We start from the raw sequence: 12,381 nt of genomic DNA on the forward strand, positions 1-12,381 counted from the left end.
AGGTTCGCGTTCTGGTCAACCGTCGTATCGCCTTGATACTGGTTCGCCCCTGTCAGCGCTGCCGTCGCACCATTGGCAAGCGTAATACCCTTGTCATTCGTGCCGGTAATAGTCCCGGAATAATTCCCACCTTGACCGGTCAGCGTCAGACCGCTGCCTTGTGCAAGCGTGGTGTTCCCACTGCCATTGAGTGAGCCCGCACTCGCTCCTCCTGAATTAACATTCAGAATGCCACTTCCCGTAGAGGTAATAGATCCCATTACCTTTGCACCGCTCGCTAAAGAGACTGTGCCATTATTCGTTACAGAATCATTAATAGTAGCTCCTGTCGCAGTCACCGTTCCATTAACAGTCTGCAATACACCCGAGGCAATTTGTGTTCCGTTAAGATTAAGCGTACTGCCTTGGTTGGACGTTATCGTTCCACCATTGGAAATAGTCGCGTTTTTATCTAACGTTGCTGTACCACTATTATTGAGAGACCCAACAGAAGCGCCGTCTAAATTAATGGTTCCATCATTATTGTTTGTAAATGTTCCATTAACTACTGAACCATTTTGGACATTGACTACACCATCATTCGCCTGAATTAAACCAGATGCAACATTTAGACCATTTAATGTTAATGTACCGCCATTATTGTTTGTAATTCTACTTCTTATTGTTGTATTCTTTCCAAGTGTTGCCTGTCCGCTTATCGTCAAACTATCTGAAATCAAATTACCGTTGGAAACATAAAGGATTCCTGTATTGTCAACTGAAATATCTCCAGTATTATTTAAAGTCGATGCACTTCCATCGACATAAACAGATACCGGAATATTAGAGCCATTCTGATAACCTACTTCTATACCACTAGTTGAATTTAAAGTAGCCCCATTTACAATGGCAACATTAGCAGTATAGAAACGACTTGTACTAGCTGTCAATATTGGATTTTTTGCATTATATACAAGATTACTTCCACTAAAGATAACATTATTACCATTAACGTCGTGCGTCGTGGATGACTGCGCCTGCCCCGTAGACGTATCTAAAAGTTGGAATGTGCCCGTATTCCAGTCACCTGTTCCGGAGACAGGCGTAGCCGTAAGCCAATTAAAAGAATTTGGACCATTATTAATTTGTACGACCTTATTAATTACATCCTTATAGGAAGAAGGAGAGGCCGTTTGCGCAAAGGCACCAGACACGCCGACATAAGTCGTCGACATCATCAACAAACTCATCGTGCTGCAACGAGCACCTCGACGCAATACATTCTTCACACGGTCAGCGGCTTGATAGACCACGCCCACACTCTCCGAAAATCTGAAACAGAAAATTGCCTAAAAATAACAATGCAGGCAAAGCGCCTCTCATGATATGGTAATGTTTAATTAACGTCAACATAATGAACAGGTTAATTTCATGGGAAATAAAGTTCGATTTATATTTATATTACCTTCATTGTTTTTTTATTTTTTATTTAATTTATACTATAAATATTAATGTATTATCTGATTGATAACCTCCCTTTATCAGAAAAGAGAGAGAATTATCTACAGCATCCTACAATATCAGGCACAAAGCAAAATAATGCTATATTCCAACCAAACCTATACGTCATATGCTCTCCCTATTGACCTATAAACACAGCCTCTACTTCCACTAACAATTCTTTTCGACAAATATCAGCAATAAATACGGGCGATTGCTCCGCCATTCCACCAAAGATCTTCAGCATAGCACGCTGTATAAGCGAACCATCTTTACCGTGACGCACGTAGATTTTTAAACTTTGGCACGTCACTGAATCCAGCTCCGGAAAATGCTCGGTCGCCGTTTTTTGGAGGGTTTGGATATTCTCAACCATCACGGCTTGCTGTTCCGCCAATGTTTGCCCAACCGTTTCATGGCCGATAATACTCGCCGTACCAGACACATACAGCACCGTCTGCTGCGCACCGGCCATCACGGTTCCCCGTGCGAAAGAGGGGGAACGACGCCCATAGCGGCGCGGATAGCGATAAGCAGGTAACTGGCGCGGATTTTCGATATTGACCCCGCTCGTTTCACGATGAGCCAGCGCATAGACCGCCACCCCGCCTGTTGATAGGCCAATCCCTGTTGCCGCGGGAAGGTCTGTCAGACTGACACCCATCGCTTCAAAAGCCTGCGACCGTCCACAGCAAAAATCCCGATAGCGCTCTTCACCTTGAGCATTATCGGCATTAATGGCCCCAAGATAATTCCACATCCGATAAAAATGCCCAAACCCCTTCGCACGGCATAAGGTGATAAGCGCTTCGTACCGTCTTTTGACCGCCTCACTCAGCTCTGGCTGGTCATCAAGCCAAAAGCCCGCAAAAAGCACATCCCCCGCGCAACTCCACCCGATGCCATCATCAAGCCCAGCGTGGCGCTCATCTTCTGCGCGCTTCTCGTCTTCTCCAAACGTTATTGCAGCCGCTCGCCAGCATTCATAACGCGCCGGCTTTGGCCCCGGAAGATACATCCATACGCAGCCATCTTCCACAGAGAGTGTCGCTTCTTCACCACCATAACGCACAACCGCGAACGCCTTTTGCGTATTTTTAGGCCGCTCATGGCTGTAACAAGGAAGCATCACGTGACGAGAAGAAGAAAGCACTGTTTAAGCACGCCCCATATACGCACGGAAAATACCACAGGAAACCTCACAACGAACATCGTGAAAGCCGGCATCTTTCATCGCCGTGATGATGTCTTGATACGGAACGCAATGGTCGATCGTATCCCAGTAATAATCCATCAAACGACGGCTTGCACGAGAGGCCGCCATACCAGAGAGAAACGGAACCACCCGCCCCAAATAAAGGAAGAGTAACTTCTGCATCAAACGGCTTTCTGCCCGGCTAATCTCTAATATTAAGACCTTCCCACCCGGTTTAAGCACGCGATGATAAGACGAGAATGTCTTGTGCAAATCTGCTACATGACGCAGCGCATACCCCATGCTGAGGAAATCCATGCTCTTATCCGCAAAAGGAAGGTCCATCGCATCCCCTTGCACGAGCTGAATGGGCAATAATCGACGGCATTCTTGGAGCATTCCCGGGCTCATATCCAGCCCAATAACATTCTCTGCCCCGGTAATGGCGACCGCTTCACGCGCAACCAACCCCGTGCCGACAGCGACATCCAACATTTTCTGTCCCGGTCGCAGCCCCGCCCGTTTCAGCATGCGCCGACGATACCAACGCCCCGTGCCAAATGAAAATACGCTGTTGATACGATCATAGTGAGCCGCTGTTTCATCAAATAAACCGCGCACAAACTCTTCACGCTCTTCTGGACGGCTATAAAAACGCGAAAGAAAAGGATGAGGAGATTTTACAGGGTCTGACATAGGAGGCAATCACGAGCTTTAAAAAGTCAATCAAGAGGTCGGAGCATAGATGCCCGTTTTCCCCAATGCAATAAAGCACAGCGCTGTTAGTGTTTCTTCATAAAAACCATGTACCCCGCACGCAGATTTTGCCCTAATGTTGCGTGGTCAAACTGGCGGATAAAGAGACGCCGTACTGGGATTTCAACAAGAAATAAACACAGCGCCACGGCTAAAGCGCCACCGCCTAGAGGATAGTGCCACCACTGTTGATGAGGCGCTAAAGCCCATAGAAACGCCGGCGCAACGAGGGCGAGTATGAAGAAAACAACCCATCCCCATGTCAAACACCGCGTATAACGCTGTACATCTAGCCGCAACGAGCCATGAACGCCCTCAGCTATTTGAGTAAGGAGCGGAATTTCCCCACGACGAAGGGACAACGAAAATACTGTAAGCGGCCCCCCTAATGCAGCCCCGTATAAGAAAAGCTGGTCTCCCGTCTTCGTCCATATCGGCGCCCACCACCCCATAGCCGCCAACACCACCAAAAGCGGAGGAAATAAAAACCACCATCGCCCGTGCATGGGGATAATCCCCAGCACTTGGAGGATCATGCCAAGACTCACCAAAAAAGAGGAACAGCCTAGAGAGGAGGATAGTGTTGTTACAGAAACAATACCAAGTCCAAAAGAAGCAAAGCGTATCCCCCTAAAAAAGCGACACTTGCTGGGTAACGCCTCCAATGGTATGAGACTTTCAGCTTTGTTCCTCATCATGAGTTGACTGTTCCGTGACGACATCTTCCTCCTCTTCCCAACAATCACCCTTTGAGAGCGAACTGGCTGTCCATCTTGTTGATGCCGTTCAACTAGACATGGATCCACACGAAATCGACCCAACAAGTCCTCTCTTTGGTGAGGGACTTGGACTTGATTCCATTGATGTGCTCGAAATAGCGTTAATGGTCAATACACAGTATAGCATTAAGCTTGAGTCTCATGACGAGAATAATCGCAAGATTTTCCACTCTCTCCGCTCTCTCGCTCAGTATATTGAAACTCATCGTCCGGCACGATAACCAGACGATCCCATGACCGCACAGCATGACCTTTCTCTTATCACTGCACCCGAGCGGGCTATTTTTTATACCGCTGCGGGGCCGATAACCGGCACACAGCTCCTCTCCCACGCATGGGCTTTGGCGGAGCGCTTGCCAGACCGGCCTCTGCTCAACCTACATACTCATCTTCTTGATTTTACCGTCGTGTTTCTCGCAACCCTGTTGCGCGGGCAAACCTGCCTCCTGTCAAGCCAACAGGCCCCCTCCCAGCTGTTAGCTCTCCAGAACGATTATAACGCTGTCTGCACAGGCCCCAACCTTCCCTCTGTTCTGAACATATTTCCGCTCCCTCCACTCTCAGAGCTCATTGCCCAGAAATGGGACAACCCCTCCCTTCCAGCGCACATAATCGCGGCAGAAGTCTTTACATCTGGCAGTACAGGACAGGCCAAGAAACACCGTAAATGTTGGGGAGAACTCGTGGCCCGTAGCCACACAGCGTTTCCGCTGCTCGCCGTCACGCAGCCTAACGCTACCTCGCGCACCACAACCCTTTTAGGCACCGTGCCACCTTATCATATGTACGGGTTTGAAACGCTCATTCTCCAAAGCCTCCATACCCCTACGACCACGGCAAGCGGCCCCTGTTTTTTTCCCAGTGATATTGAGAAACTCCTCGCTCAAACGCCAGCGCCCCATACACTCGTGACAACGCCGGTTCATCTGCGCTCTCTCACAACAGCACAGGCCGCCCTCCCCAGCCTTGAACGTATCATCTCGGCGTCAGCTCCCTTACCAGTAGACCTCGCCCAACACGCCGAAGATAGCTTCAATGCCCCCGTCATGGAGATTTATGGCTCCACAGAAACAGGCTCCATTGCCTTTCGTCGAACCCTCAGCGACGCTCCGTGGCGCCTTTATGACGATACGTCCCTGCTCTTAGACCCCACCGATACGCAAAAAGAGACCTATCTCTTTGAGGCGCCTTATGCGACGCCTCATCCGCTCAACGATGTCATTGCCCTTGACGATGATCGACATTTCCATCTCATCGGGCGAAAGGGCGATATCCTCAAAATCGCTGGGAAGCGCACGTCCTACGCAGCGCTCAACAAAGCGTTATTGCAGGTGGACGGGGTTCTTGACGGCTGTTTTGCCCCTCTCTTGACGGGAGGTGAGGCGGCCGGATCGCTCCATGAGCCCACCCGCCTACAGGCTTTTATCGTTGCGCCCAACCGTGACAGCCGCTCTATTATGAAAGCCCTCCGCGAGCATATCGACCCGTCCTTTATGCCGCGGCGGCTCATCGAGCTCTCCACATTACCACGCAATGCCGTAGGCAAGCTCCCCCGCCACGCATGGGAAGCATTGGTGGAACATTATATGGAAAAGCGTTGTTATGGCACGTTCCATATTCCTGCCAGCCACCCCGCCCTTCCGGGTCATTTCCCCGGCAATCCTGTTGTGCCCGGCGTCGTTCTGCTTGATGCTGTCTTTCACCATCTTCAATACGATGTCAGCACAATAACATCTGTTAAGTTCCTCTCCCTTGTGCGGCCCGATCAACCGATGACCTTGTTCTCAAGCCGTACTGCAGAGAACGAGTTCCGCTTTACGCTCCACCATGCAGATAGCCGCACTGAAGGAGACACGATCCTACATGGGCGCGCTAAAGGAGCGCCTCAATGAGTGGCAACACATGGTTGCGTCCTGAGAAAGGCAATCGGCTCACGGCCTATCTCCTTATAGGGATCATAAAACATCTAGGCCCTCATGCCGCATCATGGTTACGCGGGCCGGCTACTCTTTATTATGCCCTTTTTTATCCAACTGTCCGGCGAGCCTCTTGGCGTTACCTAACCCATCTTTATCACGCGGGAAAGCTCGACCGCCGGCCTCATCACCTCATGGTGCTACAACATATCTACGCCTACAGCACCAATATTGTAGATAGGATTTTCCTCCTCAGCGGGCGCTTTGACCCGGACAAGATCCAATGTCACGGGACAGAGCACCTCCACGCAGCTCTTCAACACGGCAAAGGCTGCATTCTTATGGGGGCTCATATTGGCTCTTTTGATGCACTGCGCCAATTTGGCCTGACAGCCTCCGTCCGTTTTAGGATGCTCATGTATCGGCGTTTCTTGGGCACCACATCACATTTTATCGAACAGCTCGCTCCCGATTTTAATGCTGATATTATCGAACTCGGTCAGCCTGACAGTATGCTCACCACAGTCAGTGCTCTCAAAAAAGGCCAAGTCGTTGGGATTTTAGCCGATCGTGCCCATGATCAGAGCCGCTCTATCGCTCTTCCATTTCTTGGTCATAAGGCCCCATTGCCCGCGGGCCCTTTCCAGCTCGCCGCTCTTACCGGGGCGCCCGTCGTGCTCGTTTCAGCTTTGCGGCAGAAAAATGGGGCGTACCGTATTGCATGCGAGCCTCTTCTTGATACTCTTTTAACCGATGAACCTGCTGCCCCTCTTAAAGCTGATCCAACCCCTCTCATGGGCCGATATGCCCAATGGATGGAGGGGTTATGTCAACGTAGCCCGTTCGCCTGGTTTAATTTTTTCGACTTTTGGGAAGAAGGTCTCTAACCCTATGTCTTGGCTCCGCTCTCCACACACTCTGCTGACCTTGCTCCTCCCTCTTTCGCTAACGCTGCCGTCTCCAGCACAGGCAGAGACAGCGAGCACAACGCCCTCAAGCCCTCCTCCAGCATCAACGCCGTCGCTCACGCCGCAAGAAAGCTTGGCTGAAACCATTCTCACCCATCTTGGGCAAGTGCCCGAGCGCGACAATCATTTCCGCGAAACCCATAGCGTGCGCGCCCTGAAAGCGCCGCTTAAAAGCTCGGGTATTCTGCGGTTCCGCGCCCCAGACCATATTGAGAAAATCACCACAGCCCCCATCCATGATACGTTGATTATGGAAGGCGATGCTGTGCAGATCCATCATGGTAAGAGCCCCGCTCGCACCCTGCCGCTTCATATCACCCCCGTGCTGGAACTGATGGCCGCTACGATCCGCGGCCCCCTCCAAGGCAATACGGCCCTGCTGAAACAGTTCTACAGCCTCTCAGCCCAAGGGGATCCCGCCTCATGGACACTCACCATGACGCCGCGCACAAGCGAGGTGGCCCATATGGTGCATATCGTGCAAATGACAGGCCATAATAACGCCATTGAGAGCATTCACCTCATTCAAGCCAATAATGACGTGACCGACACGATCATTACCCACTGATGACCCGCAAACGCCTGCCTCTCCTCCTCGCTCTTCTTCTCTCCATCGTGGTCGCAGCGCTCACTTTTGCCTCTATTGGGCTGCGGATGGATATGCAGGCGTTTCTCCCCCGTCCTCATGATGCACGCTCGCACTTTCTTCTCGACGAAGTGACGCATGGAGCGAACCAATCCCTCATTATGGCGTCTATCACGACGCCTCATCCCCAAGACCTCCCCGTAATCGCCCAGCGCTTTCATCACGCGCTCAGCTCCACCGATCTGTTCAGCCTTATTTTAGACGGGCCTGCCGCGCTCAATACGCAAAAAGACCAAGCTCTTCTCTTTGCCCATCGCTACGGGCTAGCCCCGCATGACCAAACACGCAATTTCTCCGCCCCGGCCCTTAAAAAGGATTTTGATCGTCTCTACGATTTATTACAAACAGCCGCTTCGCCCTTAGTCGAAGAAATCGGCTTTAAAGACCCCACGGGGGCCTATCCAGACACGCTTGCCGCCCTGTCCACCTCCACACAACCGGCCACGATGGACGGCTTCTGGGTAACGCCAGACCATCACAGCACGCTTATGCTGCTGCAACTGCGCCATACCAGCCTTGATACAGCGTCTCTCAAAGAGAGTTATCACCGCATCACAGACGCTTTCGAGCGTAGCCATCTCAATACGCCCCGTAGCCGCCTTACTCTAACAGGATCGCCGGTCTTCTCCGTCATGGCAGCGCACTCGCTCCGTCATGATATGGATCGCCTCGCCTTGCTCTCGCTTCTCCTTGTCGCGGGGGTTCTGTATTGGCGTTTCCGTTCCCTGTGGGTGCTGGCCACGATTGCTGTGCCCTTCTTGCTCTCTCTCTCGGCCTCAATGCTGGTGCTCAAGCTCCTCTTCGGCTGGGTTCACGGGATCGCCCTCGGGTTTGGGATGACCATGCTGGGCGTGTCGCTGGATTATCCCGTGCTCCTCCTCGGCCATCGTGATCGTGGCGAGGCGATCTCCGTTGTGCTGAACCGCATTGGCCCGAGCCTCAAAATGGCAGCCTTTACCGCAACCGTCAGCCTCTCCAGCATGATCTTTTGCGGCCTCCCGGGGCTTGTCCAGCTTGGGCTCTTCTCCGCTATCGGGATTATGACCGCCGCCTGCGTCACCTTATGGATCATGCCCGCCCTCGTCACACAAGCAGACCTCGCAACCTATCATCAAGGGCCGTCTCCCGCCCTCCTGCGTTGGGAGGGCCTTCGGCGCTACCGCCGTTTCTGTTGGCTGGTCGCCCCACCCGCCCTTGCTCTGCTGGTGCTCTGCCCTTTTAAAGCCGAACGTCAGGGCGAAGTGCTTAACCCTATTCCAGCCACGCTCCAGGCCCAAGACCGCACTCTCCGCCAACAACTTGGGGCGCCGTCCTTATCCGTCATCGGCGTGCTGCAAGGCACGAGCCGTGACCATGTTTTGGAAGACGAAGAACGCCTCCTCGCACAGCTTCCCCCCTCCCTTTCACTCGAAGCCGCCGCCTCTCTTCTCCCCAGCCCTGCCCGTCAGGAGGAGCGCCAGCGCGCCCTGCCGTCTCGCGACACTCTCCAAGCGGCTCTCCAGTCCACCGTGCCCAACACGCCGTTCCAACCCGACAGTTTTGCCGCCCTACCGGGGGAGATCACCCATGCCCAAACGCTGCCTCCTCTGACGCTGTCGGACTTGGACGGCACCGCGTTAGGCCATCGCCTTCAGTTCCTGCTTTTTGCCCGACAACAACAGTGGTATGGCGTGCTGCTCCCCCGTACCGATCACGCACGTCAGGCGTTGATCGAACACGCCCAGCATGATCCCTCCCTGATGATGATCTCCCTCAAAACAGCCGTAGGCGACCTCTTACGCCCTCATATTGAGCGTGCTGCTTTGGGGCTCCTGCTCGGCACGAGCCTTGCTTTAGGCGCTCTGTTCCTCTTTTTACGCAATACCCGGCGCGCTTTGCGCCTGACACTCACCTTAGGGCTCATCATGATCACCCTTTTGGCCATACTGCGCTTGCACACACCGATTTTTTCCATTATCCACCTCGTCGCTCTGGCCTTTGTGCTGGGTGTCGCGATAGATTACGCCCTCTTCTTCGGCCGCCCTCAGCTTGATGATGCCGAACGTACGCGAACGCTCCGCACCCTCTTGACCTGTAACATCATGACCGTTCTTTCCTTCGGTATTCTCGCCAGTTGCGAGACGCCCCTTCTTCACGAACTCGGTTTGACCATTTCAATCGGCACCGCCCTCTCTCTTGGCACAAGCTTTCTTCTGATGGGCGCACGCCCCTCTCATCATGAGGAGCATCGCACGGCATGAACGACCTCATCATCACAGCCGGCACCGCCGTAAGCGCCATGGGCCGCGGGGTCGAGGCCACATGCCAAACGCTCCAAAGCACACGCACCACCCTTCAGCCAGACCAGTTTCAGCCCAATGGTCGCGGCTCCATCGGTCGCGTTTCCGGGATTGAAGACCATACCCTTCCCGAGGCACTCGCCCTGTATGACTGCCGCAATAACCACCTTGCAAATTACGCCCTCACCAGCGATGGTTTTCTTGACGCTGTCATTGAGGCACGCAACCATTATGGCGCTCATCGCATCGGCATCGTTATGGGTACCAGCACGTCAGGTATTCTCAGCGCAGAAGAAGCCTATGCCGCTCGCCCAGCGGGGGAACTCACCCTTCCTGAAACGTTCCATTACAACACCACGCAAGACCTCGCCTCACTGCCGCACTTTGTCGCTGCTCGTCTGGGGCTGACCGGGCCAAGCCTGACGGTCTCCAACGCCTGCGCGTCCTCAACCCGCGCCTTTATTGACGCCGCGCATTTAATCACGAGCGGGTTTTGTGATGCTGTCGTTGTCGGCGGGGCGGATAGCCTCTGCCGCATGACCCTTCAAGGGTTTGCCTCCCTTGAGCTGATCGACCCAACCGTCACGCGCCCTTGTGACGCCACGCGGGACGGGATTTCCATCGGTGAAGCGGCGGGGTTTGCGTTGTTAGAACGTGCAGGCGCCCGCCCGCTCTCCACGACCGTCTCCGGGTATCGCCTTCGCCTCCTTGGCTATGGCGCCAGCAGTGACGGCCACCATATGTCCGCCCCCGACCCAACAGGAGCCGGCGCGACACAGGCGATGACAAAAGCGCTTAAACGCGCCCAGCTTCGCCCTGATGACATTGGCTATATCAATATGCACGGCACCGGAAGCCGCGCCAATGATGCCATGGAGGATAAAGCGATGACCGCTCTCTTTGGCCCCCACACGCCCTGCTCTTCGACCAAAGGATGGTCTGGCCATACACTCGGAGCGTCCGGCATTTTGGAAACGATGGTCTGTGCGATTGTGCTTAACCAACATTTCTTGCCCCCTTGTATGAACAGTACGGACATTGATCCCACCTTCCACAGCGATATGCTCCTCACCCATCGCCATGCCGCACCACAGATCGTCATGAACAATGCCTTTGGTTTTGGTGGCACCAATAGCAGTCTTATTGTGGGAACCATGGCATGATCATCACCATCAACAGTATTGGTGTCTGGGGGTCTGGCCTCAACGGATGGGACGCCACGCAAGCCATTCTCCGCGGGGAGCAGCCTCGGGTTGATGATACGCGCAAGCTTCCGCCACCCTCGCTCCTTCCCCCCAATGAGCGCCGCCGCGCGAGCCAAGTGATCCGCCTCGCCCTCCTCTGCGCTCAAGAGGCTTGCCAAAACGGGCCTTATGAGGCCTCAGAGCTGCCGGCTCTCTTTGCGAGCTCAAACGGAGATGGCTTCATCATCAACCGTATTTTAGACGCGCTCGCCTCGCCCATGGGAGCGGTGTCACCCTCCATGTTCCACAACTCTGTCCATAATGCCCCGGCAGGCTATTGGATGATCGCCCATCACTGCCAACAACCGGCCGTCTCTTTAGGCTTCCATAACGAGACCGTCGCCGCAGCCCTGCTCAAAGCCGCAACAGAAGCCTCGAGTGAGGAGACGCCCCTGCTCTTCTGTGCGTATGATGCGCCTATTCCCGGCTCATTAGGCACAGTCCGCCGGACAGACCAGCCTTTCGGCTGTGCCTTCGTCCTGACACCGGGCGCCCATGCGGGCCCACAGCTTTCCCTCTCCTTACACAACGAGGTCACCGAAACAGACCCAGCCATACAGCTCCCAGTGACACTTCAAGACATGGCGCGCTATAACCCCGCAGGGCGTCTTCTGCCCTTACTGCACGCCCTTGCGCACCATGAGAACCACACGCTGCATCTTCCCTATGGCCAGCACACCCTCACCGTGGAGCTCACCCATGCTTGACCGGAACGCCATCGCCCGCCTCATTCCCCACCAAGGAAAGAGCTGTTTGCTCAGCGCCGTTTCACGCTGGGATGAGACGACGCTCACCGCTGTGACAGACGACCCCCGTGACCCAACCAACCCCTATCGCTCGCATGGGAGCCTCCCGCCCATCATTGGTGTGGAAATGGCGATGCAGGCCGCCGCCCTGCATGGAGCGCTGACCTCTCATGAAGTCCGGCAAGGATGGCTGGCCAGTATGCGCGACGTGCACATACAATGCTCTCGCCTTGATGAGCCACATTGGGGCTATTTAACCATGACCGTCACCCAAGAGCATAACGCTCCCACTGGGATGATCTACCGTTTCTCTCTCTATGCACCGGACGCACGAGAGCTTGTGACAGGCTCTGGTACCGTTATGTTTCCGTAA

General features: G+C 53.9%; 12 protein-coding genes. 8 read left to right on the forward strand and 4 right to left on the reverse strand.

Annotated elements, in window-relative coordinates; genetic code table 11:
- The 4 genes from F457_RS12985 to F457_RS12995 form a co-directional block, all read right to left on the reverse strand.
- A partial coding sequence (locus F457_RS12985) for a beta strand repeat-containing protein (protein ID WP_040921110.1) occupies positions 1–1,292 on the reverse strand: 1,292 nt, incomplete at its 3' end.
- 326 nt (positions 1,293–1,618) lie between these two features.
- On the reverse strand, positions 1,619–2,632 hold the full coding sequence (locus tag F457_RS12990; RefSeq protein ID WP_018981185.1) for a chorismate transformation enzyme, FkbO/Hyg5 family: 1,014 nt from the start codon (positions 2,630–2,632) through the stop codon (positions 1,619–1,621).
- Between the two features lie 3 nt (positions 2,633–2,635).
- Entirely contained in the window at positions 2,636–3,370 is a 735-nt protein-coding gene (locus F457_RS0110940; RefSeq protein WP_018981186.1) for a class I SAM-dependent methyltransferase, read from the reverse strand.
- Between the two features lie 86 nt (positions 3,371–3,456).
- Entirely contained in the window at positions 3,457–3,966 is a 510-nt protein-coding gene (locus tag F457_RS12995; protein WP_018981187.1) for a COG4648 family protein, read from the reverse strand.
- A 176-nt stretch (positions 3,967–4,142) separates the two neighbouring features.
- Here F457_RS12995 and F457_RS0110950 point away from each other — a divergent pair, with 176 nt between their 5' ends.
- Genes F457_RS0110950 through F457_RS13010 form a run of 8 tightly spaced genes read left to right on the forward strand, consistent with a single transcriptional unit; the run spans position 4,143 to position 12,381 of the window.
- Positions 4,143–4,430 carry a phosphopantetheine-binding protein gene (locus tag F457_RS0110950; protein WP_018981189.1) on the forward strand — a complete coding sequence of 96 codons (288 nt, stop codon included), beginning with the start codon at positions 4,143–4,145 and terminating at the stop codon, positions 4,428–4,430.
- Positions 4,431–4,442: 12 nt separating this feature from the next.
- Positions 4,443–6,101 carry an AMP-binding protein gene (locus F457_RS13000; RefSeq protein WP_018981190.1) on the forward strand — a complete coding sequence of 553 codons (1,659 nt, stop codon included), beginning with the start codon at positions 4,443–4,445 and terminating at the stop codon, positions 6,099–6,101.
- Entirely contained in the window at positions 6,098–7,012 is a 915-nt protein-coding gene (locus F457_RS0110960) for an LpxL/LpxP family acyltransferase (RefSeq protein ID WP_018981191.1), read from the forward strand. Before F457_RS13000 ends, F457_RS0110960 begins: the two co-directional genes overlap by 4 nt.
- A 4-nt stretch (positions 7,013–7,016) precedes the next feature.
- A complete protein-coding gene (locus F457_RS13005; RefSeq protein ID WP_018981192.1) occupies positions 7,017–7,661 on the forward strand; it encodes a LolA-related protein in 645 nt (214 codons plus the stop codon).
- Positions 7,661–9,979, forward strand: a complete 2,319-nt coding sequence (locus F457_RS0110970; RefSeq protein WP_018981193.1) for an MMPL family transporter — start codon at positions 7,661–7,663, stop codon at positions 9,977–9,979. The genes F457_RS13005 and F457_RS0110970 overlap by 1 nt, the downstream gene beginning before the upstream one ends.
- The gene (locus tag F457_RS0110975) at positions 9,976–11,181 is read left to right on the forward strand and encodes a beta-ketoacyl-[acyl-carrier-protein] synthase family protein (RefSeq protein WP_018981194.1); all 1,206 of its coding nucleotides are present in this window, start codon (positions 9,976–9,978) and stop codon (positions 11,179–11,181) included. Before F457_RS0110970 ends, F457_RS0110975 begins: the two co-directional genes overlap by 4 nt.
- Positions 11,178–11,969 (forward strand): beta-ketoacyl synthase chain length factor, encoded by a 792-nt coding sequence (locus F457_RS0110980; RefSeq protein WP_018981195.1) that lies wholly within the window; start codon positions 11,178–11,180, stop codon positions 11,967–11,969. Before F457_RS0110975 ends, F457_RS0110980 begins: the two co-directional genes overlap by 4 nt.
- Positions 11,962–12,381 (forward strand): hypothetical protein, encoded by a 420-nt coding sequence (locus F457_RS13010; protein WP_018981196.1) that lies wholly within the window; start codon positions 11,962–11,964, stop codon positions 12,379–12,381. Before F457_RS0110980 ends, F457_RS13010 begins: the two co-directional genes overlap by 8 nt.

This window comes from Saccharibacter floricola DSM 15669 (genome assembly GCF_000378165.1).
Taxonomy (GTDB): Bacteria; Pseudomonadota; Alphaproteobacteria; order Acetobacterales; family Acetobacteraceae; genus Saccharibacter; species Saccharibacter floricola.